Origin of the sequence: Staphylococcus piscifermentans (assembly GCF_900186985.1) — a bacterium.
Classification (GTDB): domain Bacteria; phylum Bacillota; class Bacilli; order Staphylococcales; family Staphylococcaceae; genus Staphylococcus; species Staphylococcus piscifermentans.
The window spans coordinates 144,673-168,632 of sequence record NZ_LT906447.1 but is presented as its reverse complement, the minus strand read 5'-3'; the positions used below and the strand labels follow the sequence as shown (position 1 = coordinate 168,632).

Sequence of the window (23,960 nt, the reverse complement as noted above, 5' to 3'; positions counted from 1 at the left end):
TTAGAAAAGCTGGGCACTGCTGATGAGCGTGTCCAGCTTGTTATTTATGTGCGCTTATCGGTTAGTAACAAGCCCTTTTTTACGGCAAAGCTGCCATAGAACGATGCAAAGAATAACACCGATGATAGTCACGATAATTCCACCCTCGAGACCGAAACTGCCGCCGTTGATGAAAGAACGTTGTGTATTTACGTGTGTTAGGAAGAGTGAGGTCATGTCTCTTTGACCGCTGACCGGGATTCCTAAAATCGGCCCCATGGTAAAGTTCCACAAGCTGTGTGCGGCGCCTGTAAGCCAGATATTGTTACTCCAATAGAAGAGCAGTGCAAAGACGAGACCAAAAATAAAGATATTGAGAATGGCAAGAAATTGTGAGCCTGGATTACCCATATGCATAATGGCAAAGAAAACAGCACTCATGATGATGCCGAAGACAACGCCTTTTTGACTGCTGAAAATATTCATGAAAAAGCCCCGGAACATAACTTCTTCGGTCATACCTTGAATTAAATATCCGATCAATACTGCGATAAATAGAAAGAAATTAAATTTAGAATTAATTTGAATAGATAGGGTTTGAAAAATAAGATTCAATACATAAACGATGAGGAGCGTTGCAAATCCTAATCCTGCGCCTATCGCGTATTTCTTTTTCCAGTTTGTGCCATAAAATCCAAGTGAAGCGAACGATTTAAGGTAATGTTTGTGATTCACTAGGAAGACAAACAGTAATAGCACTGGAAATGTCAGTATAGAAATAAGGTAAGTCATATTTTCTGAGAATAAAATATTGATGAAGGTATGGCTCGGTTTGCCGAGTGCAAATGGCAGCACTAAGAGTGCGCTGATGACACCTACTACGAGAGGCGCTGCTATAAAGAGTCCAATACAAATAAAGGTTACTCCCCATAATGAGGGGCGTTTGCGATATGTATCTTCTTGGGTGCGTTTCATGCTTTCGTTTAAATGGTACTGCAAAGTTATTCTCCTTTCAGATATTATGTGATTTATTTTTTATTAAAAAAGCTAATAATTCAATATGAGCATATCATAGATAAGAGATGATGTAATAGGAAAATAGTTAATCAATTCGATTGGTAATCTAAAGATATTGTAAAAAGACTAATTCGGCTGGATATGCATTTGACGCTCTATAGGAGTATGCGTATGATGAAATTACTAAGAAAAAAACAGGAGCGTTCAAAATGAAGAATATTATAGAAAGCGAGACGCCATACTGATGTCTATAGTCCATATTCTGTTAATGCTATCAATCGGCGTTGGCGGCGGCTTTATTGCGGGACTAGTCGGAATCGGCGGTTCTATTATTATTTATCCGGCGATTTTACTGTTGCCTCCGTTATTCGGCACACCGGAATATAGTGCGTATATTGCGTCTGGTCTGACTTCCAGCCAAGTTTTCTTTAGTACCTTAAGCGGTTCAATCAGAGCGATTAAAGAGCCTGATTTCAACCCTCCGCTCGTACTTTATATGGGCGGCGGCAGTGTTGTCGGTGCTATGGCAGCCAATTTGCTGACGACGCCAGTGATTAATGCTGTCTATATCGGTATTGCGATGCTGGCTTTGGTGCTGATGTTTATAAAAGTGAAACCTCATGAGGATGCTGGGCACTCTTATAATCATTGGTTGTTAATTGCTGTAGGCGCAATCATCGGATTAGTTGCAGGCATAATTGGTGCAGGTGGTGCTTTCATCATTATTCCAGTCTTGCTGGCTATCTTTAAATTACCGATGAACACAGTCGTTGCCAACAGTATTGTGATTGCTTGTATGTCTTCTATCGGTGCCTTTGTAATCAAATTGATGCAAGGTTATGTACCGCTCGGCAATGCGATTTTCCTCATTGTCGGCAGTGTGATTTTTGCGCCGATTGGTTTGAAAGTTGGTCGCCTTTTACCAAGTGTCATTCAGAAGGCGATTATCAGCATTCTGATTGTAGTTGCAATCACCGAATTAATTTTTTAAGTCACAATCACTTTTTAACGGGTGGTTGTCTTTTTATTTTGGTAAAATAAAATTATATTGTGTAAATGGAAAGGAAAAGAGGTGGGACGAGTGATTGAACAAATTACCTCCTATATTGAAAATTTATTTAAAGGCGCATTTGACGGCCAAAACTTATCACATAAAGTTGTCTTTACTATTGTTATTTTAATTGTAGCCTTTTGGTTGCATTACATTGTGACGAAGTATTTGGTGCGACATGCCACAAATGCTAAACGCTTTACGGTGGTAATGAAAAGCATCCGCCAATTGATTTGGTTCATCGCAGTGGTCTGCATTCTAGGTATTTGGATTAATGCAGCTAACTCCGTGATTGTGGTAGCTTTAATCATTGTGGCGCTGGTTGCCTTTTCATTGAAGAATTTAGCCATGGAAGTCGTCGGTTATTTCTTATTAATGAATCGTCGCCTGTTTAAAATGTACGATCGGATTGAAATCAGCGGACATCTCGGCGATGTTGTCAAGATTTCGCTACTGCATTTTAAAATCGCAGAACGTGGGAATTACCTTTCTACTGAAGGCGCAACCGGTAAAATCATTACGATTCCGAATCACGTGTTGTTGGAAGAACCGATTGTTAATTACAGTGCCGCTTCTCATATCAACTGGTATGAGGTCGATTACAATTTAGCCATTGATAGTGATTGGCAAACTGCTGTTGCTATTTGTGAAAAAGCCTTGGAGGACTACATGAAAGAGTTCCTCTGCCGCTATTCTGATGAACAATTACGTCGTATCAAAGCGAAGATTGCATTGTTTGATGGAAAACTGGATTATAAAGTACACCTGCTGATTGATAAAGATATGGCAGTATTAAGCTGTTATTTCCCGTCTGATTATCCGAAAGCAAGCGATGTGAAATCAGATTTGAATAAACGTATATTGCCATTGTTGAATGCTGAAGACAGTATTGAACTTGTGGGCGAACGCATTCACGTGGAAATGGATAGCTAAATAGCAGTTGTTGAAAAGCTGGAGCTTCGGAAGCTGCAGCTTTTTTGTATGGGGTGAGTTGCGGAGGTGCGGATATTTCCCAGGCAATAATTGGAGAGCGTGGAACTTTCTAATATGTAAAAAATCTGGGCATTTCCGCAATGGAAATGTCCAGATTCTCATTATTTTAGACACTACTTTTTGGGAAGTGTCTAGATTATGTTGTTTTCTAGACACTTCTTCTCTGCTAATGTCTAGATTATGCCCTTTTCTAGACACTTCTTTTCTGCTAATGTCCAGATTACACCGTTTTCTAGACACTTCTTCCTCATTAGTGTCTAGAAAAACTACCAATCTCTATCAAATCGCTCTTTATTCGCCTGTTTTCAAGCGTACGTTACATTTTTCAACGAATTTCACAAGGTCGCTCAATTTCAAGCCGAACATTACGAGCATACGAATGGGAGCGGGTTCTGCGAGCACGCGCAAATTCGGTTCGCTTGTCATTTTATGAATCATTTCGTCGAAACCGAACTCATCAATTTCTTTAGATAATGTGTCTTGAAGGTCGATGATGTCTTTCAATGATGAGTCTAATGACAATTGGATTGGCGGCTCATCGATACTTGTGATTTCAAAGTCGTGATGAGTATGAATGTCATTAACAGAGCTGCCGATATGCACAGTATAGTCGCCGTTATCAATTTGCCATAAGTCTGTTTGCGGGTTATACCATTTTAAGCGTTCGAATGGAATGACAAGACTGACTGTTTTGCTTTCTCCCGCTTCTAGTTCCACTCTCTCGAAGGCTTTCAACTCTCTCGCGGCCATCTCAATGTTGCTCGCACGATTTTGCAAGTAGACTTGCACCACTTCAGCGCCTTGCACTGAACCAACATTTTTGACGGTAACGTCGATTTGAATTTGATCTTTATCGTTATCGACGTTCACTTTGCTGTCTGTATATTCGAAATCAGTATAGCTCAAGCCGTGGCCGAATGGGAATGCGACCGGCAGATCTTTCGTCGCATAGTAACGGTAGCCGACAAAGATGCCTTCCATGTAATTCTCTTCCTCAGTGCTGCGGTTGAACGTCAAGTAAGATGGTGTGTCTTGAATGCGTTCTGGGAAAGTTTCTGCCAATTTACCAGATGGGTTCACTTTACCGGAAAGTACATCTGCAGTAGCTTCTCCGACCGCTTCACCTGCTAAATAAGTTTCAACTAGGCCTTTCACTTGGTGTCTCCAAGGTGTCGCAACTACGCTGCCGTTTTGCAGTACGACTACGATATTCGGATTCACTTTCGCTATCGCATCAATCAATGCAACTTGGTTATCCGGCAAGACGATAGAAGTCTTGTCAAAGCCTTCAGACTCTACATTTTCTGGGAAGCCTGCAAATAAGATGACTTCATCTTTACCTTTCGCCGCTTCTACTGCTTCATCGATCAACTGTTGGTTAGCATCTAGATTTTCAAATTCGTAACCATCAGCATAAGCGAAATCACCATACACTTCTTTCAAGGCATCGAATGGCGTTACTACTTTGTAAGCATTGACCTTACTTGAACCGCCCGCTTGGTATCTAGGATGTTTCGCAAATGCACCGATTACCGCTTTGCTGCTCTCATCTTTCAACGGTAAAATATTATCTTCATTTTGTAACAACACAATACTTTGCGCTGCGATAGTACGTGCAAATTCATGATAATTGTCTTTATTATAATTTGGCGCTTCGCCTTCTAATGTATATTTATCAATTAATTTCAACAAACGTAAGACAGAACGGTCAACAAGCGCCTCGTCCAACTTGCCACTTCTCACTGCTTCCACGACTTGTGGAATAGAATAATCTGGTTGACCCGGCATTTCTAAATCAAGGCCAGCACGCAATGATTTCACGCGATCTTTCACTGCACCCCAGTCAGATACGACCAGACCGTCATAATTCCATTGACTTCTCAATAAATCCGTCAATAAATATTCATTTTCGACAACTAAAACATGATTCACTTTATTGTAAGAATTCATAATTGTAGCAGGTTGTGCCTCTTCCACCACACGCTTGAACGCACTCAAATAAATTTCATGCAAGGCACGCGGTTGGATATTAGAAGAAGAAGTAAAACGCTCGTTCTCTCTATTATTTGCCGCAAAGTGTTTTGGACTCGTGCCAATACCTTGAGATTCCACACCATTAATATATTGAATCGCCAACTCTGCAGTTAAGAACGGATCTTCAGAAAGATACTCAAAGTTGCGCCCAGCAAGCGGACTGCGTTTGATATTCATACCTGGTCCAAGCAATACATTGACCTTTTCCGCCTTGGCAATTTGTCCTAAATATTCCCCGTATTTACGTAACAAATCTTTATCAAACGTACTCGCAATCAACGCCAAGCATGGGAACGCGATCGTCTCCACACTGCCTGTTAATCCTAGCGCATCTCCGCCTTCTGTCTGTTTACGAATGCCTGATGGGCCGTCTGACAGTAAAATTTCATTTACATCTGATACCTTTGCAGTATTCCAAAAGTTCGCACCCGTTAATAACGTCGCTTTATCCTCTAATGATAATTGTTCCAATTGTGCTCTGTAATCTGCTTCTTGTTTCATTGTCATCTCCACCTTGTTTATAATTAAGTCATAAGGCACTATCTCTCTTTACACCTTGAAGTATAGAGAGAAACCTAAAGCGATTCAATTCAAAGACGGCGCTAACCAGCCGAAAGCCACAAAACGGGGTGATTTGTTGCACAACCAGAGAGTCAATTTAGAGAAGAGCGGCACCCAAGAATGGGTATTCCAAGCCCTCATGCTCTTATTGGAAAAAGAAACCTTTGAAAAGATTACCATCACGAAGATTTGCGCCAAAGCCGGAATCAACCGCTCCACCTTTTACCGCAACTACGAAAACAAAGAAGATATCGTTATTCAACAATTAGAAACAGATTTAAGACATATTACTATGTTGATTGAAAACGGAAGCAGTGAAGTAGAAGTCTATCACTATGTATTTACTAATTGTACCTATATCTTAGAAGTGATGGAACTCGGTCTGTACAATGTAGTACTGAAATATCTGACCCAATTGCAATTTCGTATACTGAATATGGATGGTATTTATATCAATACTCCAGAAGATAGATTAATTACTACGTATCATTTAGCAGGCATTATCAATATGTTCTTAAATTGGCTGCATCCTGAAAATCATCTTCCAGCAGAACAGTTTATTGAAATATTAAAGAAACAAGTAGGCCATATTAATAAAGAAGATATTTTGAAAGTCTTACATTTGTTGGCTGAAGAAAACCACCCTGAACCTTAGACGGGAGTCTAAAAGTTGGGGTGGTTTGATTTGGGATTATCTGATTAATTCTTTAGGTATCAAATCGTAGTCGAACAAGACTTCCGAGTGATTATTTAAAATCAGTTCTTTTTTCAATACTTCTGAGTTCTCACGATTTTGTGTTTCTTTATAGATTGTTGAAATGCGATAATACTTTTCGCCTTCTTTTGCGAAATGGTGATTTTCTTCAACAAGTTGGTAAGTCCATGGAAATACTTTTTCACTGCGTAATTCGCCTAAAAGCTTCTTGTTTTCACACCATACTCTAAGTTGGATATTTTGATCGGTTTCATTTTTAAAACGATAATCCACATAGTTGTATGAAATAGATGTTCCTGTAGCGAAAGGTTTACGTTCTCCTGGATCTGGAGCTAAGGCATCAGAATGATTATGGAATTCGGTAATAGTAAGCGGACTATGTAAGACTAATAAATGGATGGTATTGGCCAAATTGCATAACCCTCCGCCAGTACCAGCTTGAATTTTATTGTTTATAATCACGCGACCATCTCTGTAACCATTTTTACGATTAATTTTTCCTACTAAATTCCAAAATGAAAATTCTTCTCCTGGTCGAATAATCAGTTTATCAATTTTTGAGGAAGCCAGTTCAATATTATAGGCTTTATTTTCTTGTAGAACTGGATCGATGCCTTTACCTGTTTTAATTAAATTAGAAGAGTTTTGAGATACAATATTAGGCAGCAAATCGTTTGATCTAACTTGCGAGAATTTTTTGCGTTGGAATAAATCATCAAGATTTCTTTTAATAATGCCCTTCTTAGTAGCAAGTGTATAAAATACAGGATGTACTTCACTTAATAACTTTCTTTTTTTAGCCAACTTGTTCACCTCATTTTTTTAATGTTAGGAAATCTTTGTTTGTAAAATTTCAGTAGTACCTTTTCGACTTGCCGTTTCTTGCCGATTGCTAGGTGTTGTTCATGCTCATGCAAGAGATATTTCACCAAAATACTTTTTATCCCACATAAATTTGCGCCAAGGACATCTGTAAATAATTGGTCCCCAACCAGCACAACTTCATCTTTATTCACATCTAACATTTCAATTGCTTTCAAATAATTAGGCTTATGCGGCTTATTCGCCATTGGAATAAATAAACTATTGATATTTCTGTTGAAATCTTGAATACGTTCTGCACTATTATTCGAAAGAAATAATGTCTTGAGTCCTAAGTTATGAATATAAACAAATAATTCGTCAATCTCATCTGTTGTATCAGCGCCATGCGGCACAAGTGTACTATCGATATCAAAAATGATTGCTTTATAGCCCAACTCACGTAATTTCTCATAATCAATATCAAAAACACTGTCTAAATAGGCATAAGGATAAATCAATCTAAACACTTGGTGCCCTCCCTAATTTTAATCCAGGTTATTTTTTTATTAATATGCGTTGCAAAATAATATGTATAAGTGTAAACTTTCTTTACACAACTGTCAATCAGTTTTCAATTAATTGTTATTTATCTAATTTATACATTCGTATATCAAAAAATAATTAAAATTACAAATGATTATCATAGGTCATAACATTATATTATAAAGAAGGAGTTTGGGATAAAAATGAGTAAGAGTGAATTAATAGTGATGTTGACGCATAATGATTACACCGTTGAAAATGCATATGATATTTTCGAAGCTTGTAAAGATTCAAAGGCTAAGTATTGGGGATTTAAAGATAAAGGGATATCTATTGAAGAGATGAAAAATCTTTTTGCTTATATGAAACAATGCGGTAAGACTACCTTCTTAGAAATTGTGGAATATACAGAACCGGAATGTTTGGAAGGAGCTCGATTAGCAGTTGATTGCGGTTGTGATATTTTAATGGGAACTAAGTTTTTCCCATCAGTGAATGAATTTTGTATCAAGCATAATTTAAAATATATGCCTTTTGCAGGAGATATCACTGACAGACCTTCTATTTTAAAAGGAAATATTGAAGACATCGTTAATGAAGCTAAATTCCATTCCTCACATGGCGTCTTTGGTTTCGATTTGCTAGGTTATCGCTATGTTGGAGATCCCGTTGAACTCATTCATACCTTCGTGACACAACTAGAACTACCTGTGTGTATTGCAGGCAGTTTAGATACCTATGAAAAACTAGATGTGATTAAAGCTATTTCACCATGGGCGATTACAGTAGGCAGCGCCTTCTTTGATAATAAATTTGAAGGTACCTTCTCAGAACAAATTGATAAAGTTTATGATTATATAAATTAAAGTGAAAGAGCGGAACTATGCTAAAAAAGATATTCTAAAAGCCTAATATTTATTTGATGAAGAAAACCACCCTGAACCTTAGATAAAGATCTAAAGGTTGGGGTGGTTTGGTTTATTTGTATTTGTATTTGAATTTAAATAACTTATAGTCAAAATCATCTACATAATTCTTAGATAAAAACGGCATAAGTCCTATCCCAATAATAGCCCATTGGAAAACACCAATAGATAGTTGGTTTTGTATTAGAGTTATTTCAAAAATTTGATGGGTTAAAATTGCAATGTAAAATGATGCAGCTAAACGTACGGTCCTAGATTGTTTTCGTTTTAACATCATAATGAAAAGCATATACAATAAAATGATGAATATAAATAATCCGATTAACCCTACTTGTAACGCAATATTTAAGTATAGATTATGAGAAGAAGCTTGTCTTCCTATAAGATCAGAAGCAACTGTACTTGGTCCGTATCCAAAAAACGGTTTTAAAGAAAGATAACCATTCAAAGAGGACCATATTTCTCCTCTACCTGACATCAAACTTTTTCCTGTATTTTCTCTCATCCAATTCTCTGCAATAGAATAAAATCTCCACTTAGGTAAATTAGGGTATAGAAAAATCACAGCAAATATAAAAGAAATAAAAGTTCCAAAAAAAACAGTTCCTGTTACTAAGTTTTTTGATATACCTCTCCAAAATATATACACTAACAATCCTGCAAACATTGCAAGTAAAACTGAACGTGTATCGCTGGCTAAAAGAACGAGGAAAGCCATAATCATCGTTACAAAAGCTAGTGCCTTTCGTTTAGTAGAAGTCATTTTAAGGAGTATAAAGAAAATTGCAATAAACATATATGGACCAACTAAATTCGAGTTAGGATAAATACTTGCAAATTGTGACGAGAAACCGCTTTTTATCCAAATAATAAAATGAAACACTACAAAAACTACAGTTGCATAAAACATAATATTAATTCGTGAAGCTGTTAAATTAATTACAGAAAAAGAGCAAGCAACTGCAATACAAACTAAAAACTGAATAGGATTAATTAGCTCTTTAACAAAATTACCTTCTCTTCCTGAGTAAATTGCTGTTATTAAGTATAAAAACGAAAATGATAGTATTATAATGTAAGCTATTTTCAACTCAAATCCTTTGAAAACAGTAAAAATAAAATTCAAGCCACACAACAATACACCTAATCCAAGACAAAGAATTCCGATTTTAGAAGATCCGATTGCATTTAAAGTACCGATATAGAATAGTACAATAGTCAATAATATAATTGTCGTATGACCAAGTGTATTTGTTTGTTTAATTGTTTGTTCCATATCAGCTCTCCTAAACTTTTTTAATTACTTCAGAAATCTTTATATTTGTATAAACTAACTTCAATGCCATTGCAATAACTGTTGCTATACAAAACCCGATTAAGTTATATGTATAACTCCCTACTAAAGCAAGTGATAAATAAATGATTGCGTACCCAACCTGTATATATAAAAGTAATTTAGACTTTAATATTTTCATTCCAAAAGGGTGAATAATACTATTGTAAATTGATAATAAGCATATGATTGTCACCAAATCTATAATAGATTTAGCTTGATCAAAATAATTCTTGTATATGATGTAAATAATTAATAGTGACATATATTTAATTATAAAGAATAAAGGTACTATAGCAATTAAAAGTAATAACTGTAATTTATTAAAATCTTTCTTGTGAATATTATTTGTCCCTATTGACAAGTAAGACAAAATAACATTATTCATAGGAGTGGTTATTAAAGAAATCATTTTACTAGCTGTAGATCCGATAAAATAAGTAGTTACTGCTGTTGCTCCTATAATAGGAAGCAATATTAATCTATCTAAGTAGTTCAATATATTAATAATTAAGTTTATAGAGGAAAAGTTAGAATAATCTCTTAATATTCCACCGTATGTTATTTTTATATCTTTGTGTATTTTGAATTTTACTTCAGTATTTAGAACCAAATAAACAAAACCAATACCTTCCCCTAACAAGAAAGGAAGAGAAGATTCATGTATAATAAACTTGTAAATCATCAATCCAATAAGATAACCAAGTGCTACGCAAACATTTGTAATTAAAATTCGAGTATAATTCAAATTTTCTCTAAAGTAGACTTGGAGATAATATCTTGCAGTTAACAATAAGGAAAATACTACGAAAAGAATTTGATTAATTCCAAATTCTTTAACATAGAAAAAGAAAATAACTGTAAGAGTTATAGCGTTAAATATTAAGATAATAACAAAAAACTTAGAAAAAACTTTTTCTTTTATTTTGTGTTCTAGATTAGGATTATGCAATAACCTTACATTATTCAACGTGTTGCCAAAAGTTGTAGCAAAAATTAAAGCAATACCATATAACACAACTAGCTCAGCGAAACTTTGTTCACTTTCTCCTTTGGATATAAGTGGGAAAGTCAACAATTGGATGGCTACCACAACCACTAGGTTAGAGATAATATTAATTGATGAGTCTTTTAAAAACCGTTTCATAAACATTTTTCTCGATATATTTTGTCATATTTCTTGCCAATAGTTTCCCATTTAAATTCATTTAAAAATTCTTTGTCATCAAGATTTTTCTGCATTTCATTATAATTATTTATAATATAGATAATTGCTTTTTTAATGTCTTGGTAATCCTTAGAATGAGCAGCCACCCCATACACATTTTCCGAGAAATAACGATCAATTCCTTCATCTTTTGTATACACAATAGGTAAATTTTGACTCAATGCCTCTAAAAAAACTAATCCGAAAGTTTCATTTTCAGAAGGCATCGTGAATATATCCATACTTTTCATAATCTCAGAAATTTCTTCTTTATTTTTAGTTCCAAAATATTTAAATTTATAATTTTTCTTTAAGTTTTTAAAATATTTTTGGTTGATAACTTTACCTACAACGTTAAATTTCAACTTGTATTTTTTCTGCTCATTAATTTCTGTAATAGCTTTAAGAACTCTATGCAAGTTCTTATTTTTATATATTCTACCTACATAGATAAGATCAATCACTTTTTTATTTTCTAATGTTTTTCTTTCTGCCTTTTTATTTTTATGCCAATAGCCATCTATCCCATTCGGAATAACTATCGATTTTTCAAGTTTTTTTTCGACCTCTGCATTACCTTTAAATAATGTCATCAATTTATCTTTATAAACATGATTAGGAAAAATTATTAATTCAGCACTTTTAATAGTTTTATTAAATAATGGTTTTAAGTGTTTTTTATATTTAATTGAAAAATTGACATCAGTATTTCTAATAGTTAGTACATAAGGAATATTATATTTTTGAAATAGAGAGTAAGCTAAGATACCGTCATTAGTTAAAGTATGTGCATGTGATAACGAAATTTCAGATAAGTCTAAATTTCTTTTTAAATATTTTAATGATTTATGTCTACGTCTAAAGCTCAAAAGACTGTCTAATTTATTTAAATTTCTTGGAATAAATAATGTATAAGGGTCACCCTCATCTTTTACTTTTACATTTTGTTTTATCGGGTTATAAATAATGTGTTCAAAATCTACAGACATATTATTTAATTGGTTGCCATACAATTTACTATGGACAAAATTAGAATTCAAATGTAAAATTTTCACCGCATCTCACCTCAATTAATTAAATAAAAAATTAAAATTTATATTATTACAAATTATTTTTATCTCATGCCGATATTTTCTAAATACTTGGCGAATTGCGTATACACTGTTCCAACATTAAATTGATTTATATAAAGATTTCGTGAAGCAGACGACATGTCTTTCAACAATCTTTCATCATTATAAAGTTTTAGAATTTTATCTTTCAGTTCATATTCATTGCTATAATGATATCCATTATTATTTTCATTCAACATTTCTTCCATCATTCCCGAAACTCCAACCAACACGGGCAGAGAAGCAGCAAGATATTCACCGAATTTATTAGGCATATTTAATCTAAAATTAATACTATCGATATAAGGAGCTACGCCTACTGAAGAGCGTTTCAGTAAAGAAACAATTTCATTTTTACCTACCCAGCCTGGCAGTATTACATGATCATTATTTTTATATTTTTGAACATAATAATCGTACTTTTCACCGACACCGCACAAAACAAATTTAATTTTCTTTTCATCTATTAAATCTATAGCTTTAAATACAGTTTCCAAATCAAATTGTTTCCCAAAGTTTCCTACGAAAGTTACCACAAAATCCCCATCTTCTAGACCGTTATTGTTCCAATCATCTGTTAAACATTTGTCTTTTTTAATAATATCTGGGTAGGCTGTATGAAAAACACTATCAGTATATCTGCGCTTCATGTCAGCAACGTTTAATCCATACTCTAAAAACTTGGCTGTTACACCAACAATACCTGTACTTTTTTGTAAAATTTGTTTTAAAGTTTTAATGTTATTTTCAACTAAAATTTTTATTAAAGGATGTGAAATTTTAGGTGTAACTTCATAATAAATTTCTGGCCATAAATCTCTAATGTCTACGACAAATGGCACCTTATATTCGGTTGCAAATTTCTCGACTTCTCTAGAAGCTTGGATAGGAGCCATTGTAGTTAAAATAACATCAGGTTTACTTAATTCTTTGGCTATAGTTGCAAATTTTTTTGCAAAAAGCTTAAAATGTAGCAACCTAGCTAGTGAAACATTTCGTTTATAACCTTTAGTAGCTAATAATACAATTTTATAATTTTTATTTATTGGAAACACTGCGTCTGTTTCTGTTCTGAAAATTTTATTATAATGTTCAAAATTAGATGAAAACCAAAGCACTTCGTGGCCTCTTTCGCTCAAAATACTGGCTAAATTTCCCATTCTTCGCAATCTAACATTTTCATTATCAACAGGGAGCGGCTCTCCATCTGAAACAATCCAAATCTTCATCTTTACACCTTCTTATACCTCTTCGATTGATATATTAATTTCACTCATAAACTTTTCACATAAATTTATTGCAGATTCCGTTGTTTCACCCTTACATATAATATAACCGAATCTATTAGCACTACTTTTAACTTCATCAACTTTATCACCAATAGAATAATTAAATTCAAGTTCAACTAAATTTTCATCTTCTACAATATATTCAGGAACTGTAATATCTTTTACGATACCTGGGGAAACTTGAAAATAGCGAATTGCCGAACCGTAATAATCTACTTCTTCATCTAAAGATGTTAACTCTCCCATGCTCAACAAGATATGTAACTGTATTAAATCTATACTTGTACCATACTTCACTAGATGACTTGTAATGAAATCTCCACCAAGTCGTGCTCCTAACTCGACAATTTTAGGACCGTTCGGTGTAACTATAATTTCGGTATGTGATGGCCCATTTTTAATACCAATCGCTTCAATAGCTTGGATAGTAATTTTCTTAATCTCATTTTGCATTTCTTCACTGACTAAACTCGGTATATGGTGACCTGTTTCAATAAAATGGGGTGCCCCTGTAGTTAACTTATCAGTTATTGCGATCACAGATGTTTTACCATTTATTGTGAGCGTTTCTACGCTGACTTCATTTCCACGCATGTATTCTTCAATTAAAATTTTCTTGTTATTAGAATGTCTTAACGCATGGCTAAAAGCTTCATCTCTTTTACTTTCATCATTTAATAAATAAATACCTCTACTCCCAGAAGAATCAACTGGTTTTATAATTTTCGGTCCATCTATTGCTTTTATTGCCTCATTAAAATCTTTTTTACTTTCAGCTAGAAAATACTTAGGTATTGCAACTTTGTTTACTTTTAATGCTTCTCTCATTAAAAACTTATCAGTGGCCTTCAAAGATGTTTCATAGGACAAAGTATTATATCCCAACTTTTCGCCTACTTCTGCTATGGTTCTCATCGGCATATCTGTTGCTGCAGTTATAATCGCTTCGGGTCCGATTTCTTCAGCCAATTCAGCTATACTTTCACCATCTCGTGTACTGATTACGTATTTCTCATCAGCATATTTGAAACCAACAGCCTCTGGGTTTAAATCAATTACGATTACATATAATCCTAAATTTTTAGCTGTTTTTATCAATGGCACTTGTAGCGCACTGCCTCCCAAAATAAAAACTTTCTTCAATGCTATACCTCCTTATCTTTTGATACTTTAGACATTAAGATATTGTCATAATATTTTCCGTTTAAATATTTGCTTTCTCTTAACATTCCATCAATTTCAAACCCTATTTTTTTATACATTTCTGTTGCTCTTTTATTAAAAGAAAAAACATGAAGATAAATCATATGCAAATTCATATTTTTAAATGCTATTTTTTCTAATTCCTGAATCGCTTGTGTCCCTATACCTTTCCCCCAATAATTTTCGTCGCCGATAAATATGAAAATTTCAGCATTACGGTTTATAAAATCAACATTATTAAAGCCAATCATTCCAACAGCTTCATCGTTGTATAGAATCATAAAATGTTTATTTTTACTTTCTAACATTTTATTTTCAAACCACTTATGATGTTCTAATTCAGAAATAGGGTAAGTTGTGCCTAGCAATTCTCTAAGTTGTTCATCACTTTTCCAGTCAAATATTAGTTTTTCATCTTTAAAAGTCAATCCTCTGAGTTTAACTTCTTGATTCGTTGGCATTCTTTACCACCTTGTTATTAATATTTTTTCTGAATACCACACTTGAAATTGTTTTCAATATAATCTTACAATCAAATAAGAAACTGACATTATCAACATATATTACATCATTTTCAAACTTTTGACTTTGTGGTATTGAATTTCTGAAATATGCTTGATTATAACCAGTTATACCTGGTCTAACTTCTAACTTTCTTGATTCTTCACCTTTATAAACTTTCAATGCTTCAGGAGTATCTGGTCTAGGACCTACAATACTCATGTCTCCTTTTATAACATTTAATAATTGAGGTAATTCATCTATGCTTGTTTTTCTAATTAATTTACCAATGTTTGTTATACGAGGATCATTTTCTGCATTAAATGTTGAACCATCTTCATTTCTAATATCAGGAGCGTTTACTTTCATAGAACGAAATTTATAAATATTAAATGTCTTTTTATCTTTACCAAGTCTTTTGCTTGTATAAAAGATTGGTCCCTTATCTTCTCTTTTTATAAGCAATCCAACCATTAATGATATAATTATGAAGAAAGGCATAACTAATATGCTGATCACTAAATCAAATGTTCTTTTCAAAGTATTTTTATACATTACTTCACCACCTGATTTATAATTTCAACAAAATTTCGTGCTACATAAGTTACATCTTCATCAGTCAATCTTGTATGCAATGGTAAAGAAATTTCATTTTTAAATTGGTGGTAAGCGTTTGGGAATTTTTCAATTTCAAAGCCTAAATTTTTATACGCAGTTAACATAGGAAGTGGTTTGTAATGAACATTACAAGAAATACCACGTTCTCCCATTTTTTCAATTATTTCATTGCGTTGTTCAGAATCAATGTTTTTGATTCTTGTTAAAAACAAATGGCCTGAGGAACTAAATTCCTTACCTTGATGTTTCAAAATTGCAATTTCATCATTACTCTCAAAAGCTTTATTGTAATTACTAATAATCTCTCTTCTTCTATTAAGAAGAGATTTATACCGTTTTAACTGATTACGACCAATAGCTGCTTGAATATCTGTCATATTGCATTTATATAATGGTTCTAAGATATCGTATTCCCATTGACCAATTTTTGATTTTGAAAGTGCGTCTTTAGACTGGCCGTGTAAACTGAACAACATATATTGTTTATACAACTCTTCATTATTTATATTCTTTCGTGAAGGCCAAGTGACTGCTCCACCTTCACCTGTTGTTAAGTTTTTTACTGCATGAAAAGAAAAACAAGTAAAATCGGCTACCTGTCCAACTTTTCTTCCTTTGTATTCTGCTCCGAATGAGTGAGCTCCATCTGCAATTACAATCATCCTATTAAATTGTTTTTGTAAATTATTAGATGGTTTAAATAATTTTTTATTTTTTTCAACAATCTTAAAAATTTGATCATAATCACAGGGTTTTCCAGCAACATCTACTGGAATAATTGCTTTGGTATTTTGATTTATTTTAGAAGATATTTGATCATAATCCATTTCAAATGAATCCAATGCTGTATCTATCATCTGGACTTTTGCTCCGGTATGTTGAACTGCTGCTGCTGTAGCAGTATAAGTATACGAAGGAACAATGACTTCATCACCTTCACCAATCCCTAATATTCTTAATGTCATTTCTAAAGCAGCGGTACATGAGTTTAGACAAACTGCCATATCTGTTCCAATGAAATCTGCAATTTCTTTTTCGAATTTTTTGGTTTGCGGGCCTGTAGTAATCCACCCTGACTTTAATACTTCTATAACTTCTTCTATCTCTTGTGAATCGATATCTGGTGGTGAAAATGGTACTTCTCTTTTTTTCATGAATATTACCCCCGATTAGTTAGAGTGCCCAATAAGTTAATTTTTCACTTTCGTAAGGTTTGAATCTATTTTTTAAGTCAACAATAATAGGTCTATCTTTACTTAATTTCTCAATTATAGTTTCATCACTTAATTCTTTAAACTGTTTATGATTAACGCCGTATATCAATAAATCAATGTCATTTCCAACTTCTGAAAATTCTTTATAAGTTTTTGCGTTAATATCTTCATTAAAACTTTCAATATATGGATCAACGATAATCGGTTCAATTCCATATTCTTGTAACTCATTAACAACATCAATAATTTTAGAATTCCTAAAATCTGGTGTATCTTCTTTGAAGGTTAACCCCATCACTACAACTTTTGCATTATTAATTTTATGATTCTTAACTAGTTCTTTTATAACGTTTGTAGACACAAATTTTGCCATGTAATTATTGATTTTTCTACCTGCAGAAATAATTTGTGAATGGAATCCAACATTCTCAGCTTGATAAATAAAATAGTATGGATCAACTCCAATGCAATGTCCTCCTACTAATCCTGGATAGAAGCCTAAAGCATTCCATTTTGTATTCATAGCATCAATCACATCATTTGTATTGATTCCCATTAGGTCAAATACTTGTGATAACTCGTTCATAAAAGCAATATTAATATCTCTTTGACTGTTTTCCACTACTTTTGCACTTTCTGCGACTTTAATGTTTGGTGCACGATGTACTCCTGCTGGAATAGCAGTACCATATACATCAGCAATTATATTTAATGCTTCTTCATCAATACCTGATACAATTTTTGTAATATTTTTAACTGTATTCTTTTTGTCACCTGGATTAATTCTTTCGGGTGAATAACCCACTTTATAATCCTTTTCACAAATTAATCCAGATAATTTATTTAACAAAGGAACACATATATCTTCAGTGACCCCAGGATATACAGTGGATTCATAAACCACCACATCTCCCTTAGATAAATATTTGCCTACCAATTCTGTTGCGCCTTCTATTGGAGCTAAATTAGGTGTATTATCTTGTTTAATTGGTGTTGGGACTGTAATTACATAGAAATTAGCTTGTTTTAAATCATCGGCATTGGCTGTGAATTTCATTGTCGTTTTCTTTAAGCCCTCACTACCAACTTCTCCAGTTGGATCAATATTATTGTTATACAAATCAATTTTAGAAGAGTCTATGTCGAAGCCGATCACATCAAATTGCTCTGCAAATGCAACTGCCAATGGCATACCAACATATCCTAATCCAATAACAGCAATCTTTATATCTTTCTTATTCATGCTTTTCACCTCTATTATTATTTGCAAAATCTATTAACTGAGTTTTACTGAAAGTCTGATTTAATCCATTAATAAAATCATTTAGAACCACTCTATTAACTTCGCTGACTTTCCCACGATAAATCTTTTCATAAACTTGTTCCGGATGAATTTCATCCTCTTTCAAAAGCTCTTCAAAAAGTTTTTCACCTGGGCGAATCCCGCTGAATTCAATGCCTATATCTTCTTCCTTAAATCCGCTTAAACGAATAAGGTTTTTAGCTAAATCTATTATTTTAACAGGTTTACCCATGTCTAATACAAATACTTCTCCACCAGTAGCAAGAGCTCCCGCTTGTAACACAAGTCTGGCTGCTTCTGGTATTGTCATAAAATACCTTGTCATTTCTGGATGAGTAACTGTAACAGGACCTCCGGCTGCAATTTGTTCTTTAAAAAGCGGAATAACCGACCCTCTTGAACCAAGCACGTTTCCAAAACGAACAGCTACAAAGTCAGTCACACTATCTTCGGTATTTAAGCTTTGTATAATCATTTCAGCAACACGTTTTGAAGCACCCATCACATTTGGCGGATTTACTGCTTTATCTGTGGATATCATTACAAACTTATTAACTTTTGCTGATTTAGCAGCTTCTGCTGTATTCTTAGTACCATTAATATTGTTTTTCACTGCTTCTTTCGGATTGTATTCCATCAAAGGTACGTGCTTGTGCGCAGCAGCGTGGTAAACAACATAAGGTTGGTAATTTTCCATAATTTCAAACATTAATTCTCTATCTTGTACGTCGGCAATTACAGGCACAATTTCGAATTGCCCTTTATATTTCTTGTTAAGTTCTCTATGGATAAGGTATATACTGTTTTCTCCGTGACCAAGTAAAATTATCCGTTCTGGTGAGAACTTACAAATTTGCCTACAAATTTCAGAACCGATAGAACCTCCAGCACCAGTTACTAAAATCGTTTTATGTGTTAGTTCTTTTGAAATCATTGCCATGTCTAATTCTACTGGTGCTCTACCTAATAAGTCTTCAACTTCAACTTTTTTAAGTTGGTTAACTTCTAGTTGTCCTGTCATCACACTTTCAATATCTGGCATAATTAAAACTTCAACTTCAATATCTTTACATAAAGCTGTGATTTCTTTGAGACGCTTTTGAGAAAGCGTTGGAATTGCTATTATAATCTTTTTGATTCTAAATCTTTTAACTAGTTCAGGAATATCATTAATGTACCCCTGTACTTTTACTCCAGTTGTTATAGAAATATTTTGTTTGTTTGAATCATCATCAACTACCAGAACAGGCTCCATTCCCATATTAGGTGTAGCAATCATTTGTCTAATTAAAAGAGAACCGCCTCTTCCTGCTCCAACAATTAAAGTTGGTTTCTTTTTCTGATCTTTTTTATTAAAAATACGTCTATAGACTCTCCAAGATAATCTAGAACCGCCTATTAGTAATAAGTGCATCATCCATGTAATAAAAAATAATCTGACAAACGGAGGTTGCATTGTAATTAAACTGACTACTATCATTGAAGTAACAATAGACCAAGTTACTGATTTAACTATTAAAAGCAACTCACTTACACTAGCATATTCCCATGCCCTATGATATAAGTCGAAAATTTGAGCAAATACATGATGCGATAGTAACAGTACAATTGAAATTAAAACTAATTTTTTAATTGAATAATTTTCAAAGTAGGGTTCTAAAATAAAATAACTTAAAAATACTGAGAAAGTTACTATGAGTGAATCTATAATCCATAATAAAATTTGTCTTTTTTTCGCAGACACATGTCCCACTGTAAATCCCCTATTTCTTTTTTAGAATAAACCTAAAATTTTTTTCTTTTTATATTCTACCGGTCTATATTTCTTAACATTTTCGTTAGAAACTAAAGCTTTATTATTATCGAGAAAGATGTTTATCTCATTTTCATATTTTTTAATTTTTGATGTTGAAAAAAGTTCTTTAAATCCAAACGGTCGTTGACTAACTCTATGGGCATCAGAAGCAACAAAATGAACAAGGTTGTGTTCAATCATTTTGAATACTAAATTTTGTATATTTCTACCCATTTCACCCGTTAAAGAAGATGCTGTAATTTGACTTAATGCCCCTATATTAATAAGCTCAAATAACAAATTAATATCCTTAGCAATTGCTTTATTACGTTCCGGATGTACAATAACTGGAATAAAGCTTTTAGTTTGAAGTTCATAGATTACCCGTTTCGTGTAATGTGGAACTTCTCCTGAAGGTAACTCTATTAAAATATAGTTAGTATAATTAATTCCATGAATCTTATTTTCATCTATTTCCTTGAAAATTTGGTCTGTAATTCTAACTTCTTGCCCAGGATAAAGTGTTAAGCCTAACTCTTTAATTTCTGTTTTGTCATTTAGTTTTTCAACTTGCTTCTCTATATCATTGAATTCATTACTATAACTTGGATGTAAATGATGAGGGGTCGCAACAATACCAGTAATTCCTTGACTTGAAGCCTGTTTTAATAATTTCATCATTTCCTCTTCGTTTTTTGGTCCATCGTCTAATCTGGGTAATACGTGATTATGGATATCTATCATTTTTCTTTCTCTCCATTTTCATTCTCTCCGTAATATGAATAATAGCTTGATCCTTCTTCTTTTACAGTTTTATTCAAAACTACTCCTAAAATCTTAGCTCCGGTTTTTTCAATTAATTCTTTACCTTTTTTTACGCTATTACGATCATTATTTTTCGAATCAATAATATAAACAACATACTTTGCTAATTTTGCATATAACTGAGCATCTGTAACTGTGTTAACAGGTGGAGTATCAATAATGATGAAATCGTACAATTCTTTTAATTCTTCAAGAAGATCAACCATTTGATGAGAACCGATTAATTCAGATGGGTTTGGTGGAATAGGACCAGAAGTAAGCACCTCTAGATTCTCTATTTCAGTTTTATTTACTGCCTTTGCTAAATAGGTTTTTCCAATAATGAGATTCGATAGACCATCAATGTTAGATTTACTGAAAAAATATTGTTGTGTTGGTTTTCTCATGTCCCCATCAATAAGTAAAGTTTTATATCCAGCTTGAGCATATGTAGCAGCAACATTAGCTGAAATTGTTGATTTACCTGCTGCAGGTTTTTCTGATGTGAATACTACAGTTTTTACATTTGTATCTGCTGTTGAAAACATAATATTTGTACGAATTCCTCTGAATTTTTCACTCGTTACTGAACGAGGGTTATCGTATGCAATCAGAGGGCTCATTTTTTCATTGTTTATTTTCTTTTTCTTACTCATACTGTTTAATATTCTCCTTTACTTTTTTAAATCAGGAATTGAACCTAATACTGGTAAATTTAAAATCTCTTCAACATCTTCATCTGTTTTAATTCTCTTATCAAACACTTCTTTAAGAGATATAATTAATAAAGCTATTAATAAACCTAATAATAAGGCTACAATGCTACTGATTAAAGGTTTAGGTGAAACTTGTTTTACTGTTTCTGCTTTCGAAAGTATAGAAACATTATCAATGTTCATTATTTTATCAGCATCTTTACTGAATACTTCTGCAATAGTATTTGCAATTTTTTTAGACTCTTTCTTACTTCCACTTACAATAGAAATGTCCATTATTTGGGATTCTGCCTGATTTGTTACAGTAAGCATGTTAGAAAGATCTCCACTTGAATATTTACCATCTAATTTTTTTGAAGCTTTATCTAAAATTCTTGGGCTTTTAATAATTTCCGAATAAGTTTTTACAAGTTGTATATTTGATTGGACTTGTTGGGCCATTACCTGGTTATCCATTTGTTTTTGATTTACTAATACTTGAGTAGAAGCCGAATATTTAGGCTTTACAAAAGTAAAAGTAAAAATCAAACTAATCACTAAAAAAATTATTGGTAAGATAATCAACCATTTCAAATTTTTCTTAAGTATTTTTATTAACTTACTTAAGTCAATTGTTTTTTCCATAATTTCCCTCCGCAATATATGTATTGTTAAAATTATTATATAGTATTGTCTCCCTCTTTTGTATGTAAATTTCAAACATTTTTCAAAAAGATTTTTATCTCCATACAATTCCTGCTATTTCTTTACAATATTCCAATAAAAAATTAATATCAACAAACCTTTAAAAACTAAAGAGAATATTAATCTTCTCTTTACATTCACTTTAATTTTAAGCTGAAAAAACTGCAAAACGAGATTGCTCTCACTTTGCAGTTGATTTTCCAATATTCACCTTTGCGGTACATTTTCTATCGCTTTAATGTATTGACGACTTGTAAATACTTTAATACTGAAACCATCATATATATTATAATCGTAATACCAAATGTCGCCTCTTATTTGAGCAGGTTCGTTATAAAAATCGGTAAAAGCTTTTTTAGTCATTTGCCTTGGAGTTACATAGACATGAGCCACTTTATCATCCTGGTTATATGTTACGGCTATATCACCATACTGCTGGGCGTCATTACCATTAATTTCTCTCGTACCCTCTGACTTACCAAATCTCTTTTCAATCTGTTCTTTTGAAGCTCCAATTTTAAATCCTTTATATCCTTCTGTTTGCGGTGTCTGCATAAATTCCTGACTGAATTGTGGTGTGTCTACCTTAATAGCAACTTTCTTACTATTCGGTGTCTGCTGAATTGTTTCATGTTTAGGTTCACTAGAGTCATCATTTCTATTGTCAAAAAGCGCAAAAGCGAAATATATTATGCTTATTACGAGAGCTATTCCAATTATTCCTAAAATAACCCAAAGAATTATAGTTCGCGGAGATCGTGTACGTTTATTCATAAGTTGTTTTCCCCTTAATGTTAGTTTCATCTCTATTATAATTAAATTGATGAATAGAAGCTATATTGATATAAACATTAATTGTAAAAACACTTAATAATTTTAGTAACTTGTTTTGTTTTCATTGAGTCATTTCTAGACTTCCGACAGTCTAACATCAGACAACCCGAAGTCTTACCTACAAAAAAGCGCAACTGCATATCTTGCAATTACGCCTTTCTATAAAGTATTTACTCTTTTGCTTTGATGTTAACCATTTTATGGAATAACGTATCAGCTTCTTCTGCTGATATTTTAGCACTACTATTTTCTATCCAATTAGAAAATCCTTTGATCGCTCCACCATAAAGATAGAACACCAAAGCATCTGGTATGGCAGGATCTTTATCTATTTGATCAATATTTTCTTGGATGTCTTTTTGTAATAACTTGATGAATTGTGAAAACATTAAATCGTTGAACTCTTTATCTTCTTTCTGCTTTTCTAAGATACGATGAAAATCCTTAGCCCCTTCAAATCCTTTTTCTGTCACTCTGAACGGATGATTAATACGTTCTTTAAATTCATAAGAAAAATATTTTTCACTTAGATTATTCAACATTAATTCTAATAACGCATATTTATCGTGAAAATGTTTGTAAAACGTTGTACGGTGAACCATAGAACGGTCACATATCTGGTCGATGGTAAGCTTAGAAAACTCTTTCTCCTCTAAAAGTTCATATAACCCATTCAACAATAACTTTCTTGTACGTACAACGCGCAAATCTAATTTATTCATTA

23 protein-coding genes are annotated in these 23,960 nt (G+C 33.1%); 4 read left to right on the top strand and 19 right to left on the bottom strand.

Features of this window, described 5'->3' with window-relative positions; genetic code table 11:
* Nucleotides 1-54: 54 nt before the first annotated feature.
* Entirely contained in the window at nucleotides 55-978 is a 924-nt protein-coding gene (locus CKV71_RS00705) for a CPBP family intramembrane glutamic endopeptidase (RefSeq protein ID WP_095102775.1), read from the bottom strand.
* Nucleotides 979-1,240: 262 nt separating this feature from the next.
* Between CKV71_RS00705 and CKV71_RS00700 the strand changes: the two genes are divergently transcribed.
* Nucleotides 1,241-1,987 carry a sulfite exporter TauE/SafE family protein gene (locus CKV71_RS00700; RefSeq protein WP_095102773.1) on the top strand — a complete coding sequence of 249 codons (747 nt, stop codon included), beginning with the start codon at nucleotides 1,241-1,243 and terminating at the stop codon, nucleotides 1,985-1,987.
* 90 nt (nucleotides 1,988-2,077) lie between these two features.
* Nucleotides 2,078-2,980, top strand: a complete 903-nt coding sequence (locus CKV71_RS00695; RefSeq protein WP_095102771.1) for a mechanosensitive ion channel family protein — start codon at nucleotides 2,078-2,080, stop codon at nucleotides 2,978-2,980.
* Nucleotides 2,981-3,331: 351 nt separating this feature from the next.
* On the opposite strand, the gene CKV71_RS00690 is transcribed toward CKV71_RS00695, so the two are convergent.
* On the bottom strand, nucleotides 3,332-5,575 hold the full coding sequence (locus CKV71_RS00690) for a beta-glucosidase (RefSeq protein ID WP_095102769.1): 2,244 nt from the start codon (nucleotides 5,573-5,575) through the stop codon (nucleotides 3,332-3,334).
* 55 nt (nucleotides 5,576-5,630) lie between these two features.
* Between CKV71_RS00690 and CKV71_RS00685 the strand changes: the two genes are divergently transcribed.
* On the top strand, nucleotides 5,631-6,290 hold the full coding sequence (locus tag CKV71_RS00685; RefSeq protein WP_095102767.1) for a TetR/AcrR family transcriptional regulator: 660 nt from the start codon (nucleotides 5,631-5,633) through the stop codon (nucleotides 6,288-6,290).
* Between the two features lie 36 nt (nucleotides 6,291-6,326).
* Here CKV71_RS00685 and CKV71_RS12615 read toward each other — a convergent pair whose 3' ends face one another.
* A complete protein-coding gene (locus tag CKV71_RS12615) occupies nucleotides 6,327-7,154 on the bottom strand; it encodes a VanW family protein (RefSeq protein WP_095102765.1) in 828 nt (275 codons plus the stop codon).
* A gap of 5 nt (nucleotides 7,155-7,159) precedes the next feature.
* The gene (locus CKV71_RS12610) at nucleotides 7,160-7,681 is read right to left on the bottom strand and encodes a YqeG family HAD IIIA-type phosphatase (RefSeq protein WP_095102763.1); all 522 of its coding nucleotides are present in this window, start codon (nucleotides 7,679-7,681) and stop codon (nucleotides 7,160-7,162) included.
* Nucleotides 7,682-7,900: 219 nt separating this feature from the next.
* Between CKV71_RS12610 and CKV71_RS00670 the strand changes: the two genes are divergently transcribed.
* Nucleotides 7,901-8,563: a hypothetical protein gene (locus tag CKV71_RS00670; protein ID WP_095102761.1), complete on the top strand. Its 663-nt coding sequence runs from the start codon at nucleotides 7,901-7,903 to the stop codon at nucleotides 8,561-8,563.
* Between the two features lie 112 nt (nucleotides 8,564-8,675).
* Here the strand turns inward: CKV71_RS00670 and CKV71_RS00665 are convergent, their stop codons facing one another.
* The 15 genes from CKV71_RS00665 to CKV71_RS00595 form a co-directional block, all read right to left on the bottom strand.
* Entirely contained in the window at nucleotides 8,676-9,899 is a 1,224-nt protein-coding gene (locus tag CKV71_RS00665) for an O-antigen ligase family protein (RefSeq protein WP_095102757.1), read from the bottom strand.
* Between the two features lie 10 nt (nucleotides 9,900-9,909).
* Entirely contained in the window at nucleotides 9,910-11,103 is a 1,194-nt protein-coding gene (locus CKV71_RS00660) for a lipopolysaccharide biosynthesis protein (RefSeq protein ID WP_095102752.1), read from the bottom strand.
* Entirely contained in the window at nucleotides 11,100-12,218 is a 1,119-nt protein-coding gene (locus CKV71_RS00655; RefSeq protein ID WP_095102749.1) for a glycosyltransferase family 4 protein, read from the bottom strand. The genes CKV71_RS00660 and CKV71_RS00655 overlap by 4 nt, the downstream gene beginning before the upstream one ends.
* A 59-nt stretch (nucleotides 12,219-12,277) precedes the next feature.
* Nucleotides 12,278-13,504: a glycosyltransferase family 4 protein gene (locus CKV71_RS00650; RefSeq protein ID WP_095102744.1), complete on the bottom strand. Its 1,227-nt coding sequence runs from the start codon at nucleotides 13,502-13,504 to the stop codon at nucleotides 12,278-12,280.
* Between the two features lie 12 nt (nucleotides 13,505-13,516).
* Complete coding sequence (locus CKV71_RS00645) at nucleotides 13,517-14,707, bottom strand: ATP-grasp domain-containing protein (protein ID WP_095102738.1); 1,191 nt, start codon at nucleotides 14,705-14,707, stop codon at nucleotides 13,517-13,519.
* Nucleotides 14,708-14,709: 2 nt separating this feature from the next.
* A complete protein-coding gene (locus CKV71_RS00640; RefSeq protein ID WP_095102736.1) occupies nucleotides 14,710-15,228 on the bottom strand; it encodes a GNAT family N-acetyltransferase in 519 nt (172 codons plus the stop codon).
* Nucleotides 15,206-15,823: a sugar transferase gene (locus tag CKV71_RS00635; RefSeq protein ID WP_095102735.1), complete on the bottom strand. Its 618-nt coding sequence runs from the start codon at nucleotides 15,821-15,823 to the stop codon at nucleotides 15,206-15,208. Before CKV71_RS00635 ends, CKV71_RS00640 begins: the two co-directional genes overlap by 23 nt.
* Complete coding sequence (locus CKV71_RS00630; protein ID WP_095102733.1) at nucleotides 15,823-17,040, bottom strand: DegT/DnrJ/EryC1/StrS family aminotransferase; 1,218 nt, start codon at nucleotides 17,038-17,040, stop codon at nucleotides 15,823-15,825. The genes CKV71_RS00635 and CKV71_RS00630 overlap by 1 nt, the downstream gene beginning before the upstream one ends.
* 19 nt (nucleotides 17,041-17,059) lie before the next feature.
* Nucleotides 17,060-18,343 carry a nucleotide sugar dehydrogenase gene (locus tag CKV71_RS00625; RefSeq protein ID WP_095102731.1) on the bottom strand — a complete coding sequence of 428 codons (1,284 nt, stop codon included), beginning with the start codon at nucleotides 18,341-18,343 and terminating at the stop codon, nucleotides 17,060-17,062.
* Nucleotides 18,336-20,156: a polysaccharide biosynthesis protein gene (locus CKV71_RS00620; protein ID WP_095102729.1), complete on the bottom strand. Its 1,821-nt coding sequence runs from the start codon at nucleotides 20,154-20,156 to the stop codon at nucleotides 18,336-18,338. Before CKV71_RS00620 ends, CKV71_RS00625 begins: the two co-directional genes overlap by 8 nt.
* 21 nt (nucleotides 20,157-20,177) lie before the next feature.
* Nucleotides 20,178-20,942 (bottom strand): tyrosine-protein phosphatase, encoded by a 765-nt coding sequence (locus CKV71_RS00615; RefSeq protein ID WP_095102727.1) that lies wholly within the window; start codon nucleotides 20,940-20,942, stop codon nucleotides 20,178-20,180.
* Nucleotides 20,939-21,658 (bottom strand): polysaccharide biosynthesis tyrosine autokinase, encoded by a 720-nt coding sequence (locus CKV71_RS00610; protein ID WP_095102725.1) that lies wholly within the window; start codon nucleotides 21,656-21,658, stop codon nucleotides 20,939-20,941. The genes CKV71_RS00615 and CKV71_RS00610 overlap by 4 nt, the downstream gene beginning before the upstream one ends.
* 18 nt (nucleotides 21,659-21,676) lie before the next feature.
* Nucleotides 21,677-22,342, bottom strand: a complete 666-nt coding sequence (locus CKV71_RS00605) for a Wzz/FepE/Etk N-terminal domain-containing protein (RefSeq protein ID WP_095102724.1) — start codon at nucleotides 22,340-22,342, stop codon at nucleotides 21,677-21,679.
* Nucleotides 22,343-22,609: 267 nt separating this feature from the next.
* A complete protein-coding gene (locus CKV71_RS00600; RefSeq protein ID WP_095102723.1) occupies nucleotides 22,610-23,176 on the bottom strand; it encodes a zinc ribbon domain-containing protein in 567 nt (188 codons plus the stop codon).
* Between the two features lie 230 nt (nucleotides 23,177-23,406).
* On the bottom strand, nucleotides 23,407-23,958 hold the full coding sequence (locus tag CKV71_RS00595; protein ID WP_095102722.1) for a TetR family transcriptional regulator: 552 nt from the start codon (nucleotides 23,956-23,958) through the stop codon (nucleotides 23,407-23,409).
* Nucleotides 23,959-23,960 lie beyond the last annotated feature (2 nt).

Coding starts and splice junctions, on each gene's coding strand:
- CKV71_RS00665 (WP_095102757.1), bottom strand. CDS start 9,899: ATGGAACAAACAATTAAACAAACAAATACACTTGGTCATACGACAATT.
- CKV71_RS00610 (WP_095102725.1), bottom strand. CDS start 21,658: ATGAGTAAGAAAAAGAAAATAAACAATGAAAAAATGAGCCCTCTGATT.
- CKV71_RS00605 (WP_095102724.1), bottom strand. CDS start 22,342: ATGGAAAAAACAATTGACTTAAGTAAGTTAATAAAAATACTTAAGAAA.
- CKV71_RS00690 (WP_095102769.1), bottom strand. CDS start 5,575: ATGAAACAAGAAGCAGATTACAGAGCACAATTGGAACAATTATCATTA.
- CKV71_RS00630 (WP_095102733.1), bottom strand. CDS start 17,040: ATGAAAAAAAGAGAAGTACCATTTTCACCACCAGATATCGATTCACAA.
- CKV71_RS00700 (WP_095102773.1), top strand. CDS start 1,241: ATGTCTATAGTCCATATTCTGTTAATGCTATCAATCGGCGTTGGCGGC.
- CKV71_RS00615 (WP_095102727.1), bottom strand. CDS start 20,942: ATGATAGATATCCATAATCACGTATTACCCAGATTAGACGATGGACCA.
- CKV71_RS00600 (WP_095102723.1), bottom strand. CDS start 23,176: ATGAATAAACGTACACGATCTCCGCGAACTATAATTCTTTGGGTTATT.
- CKV71_RS00635 (WP_095102735.1), bottom strand. CDS start 15,823: ATGTATAAAAATACTTTGAAAAGAACATTTGATTTAGTGATCAGCATA.
- CKV71_RS00650 (WP_095102744.1), bottom strand. CDS start 13,504: ATGAAGATTTGGATTGTTTCAGATGGAGAGCCGCTCCCTGTTGATAAT.
- CKV71_RS00595 (WP_095102722.1), bottom strand. CDS start 23,958: ATGAATAAATTAGATTTGCGCGTTGTACGTACAAGAAAGTTATTGTTG.
- CKV71_RS00670 (WP_095102761.1), top strand. CDS start 7,901: ATGAGTAAGAGTGAATTAATAGTGATGTTGACGCATAATGATTACACC.
- CKV71_RS00640 (WP_095102736.1), bottom strand. CDS start 15,228: ATGCCAACGAATCAAGAAGTTAAACTCAGAGGATTGACTTTTAAAGAT.
- CKV71_RS00660 (WP_095102752.1), bottom strand. CDS start 11,103: ATGAAACGGTTTTTAAAAGACTCATCAATTAATATTATCTCTAACCTA.
- CKV71_RS00625 (WP_095102731.1), bottom strand. CDS start 18,343: ATGAATAAGAAAGATATAAAGATTGCTGTTATTGGATTAGGATATGTT.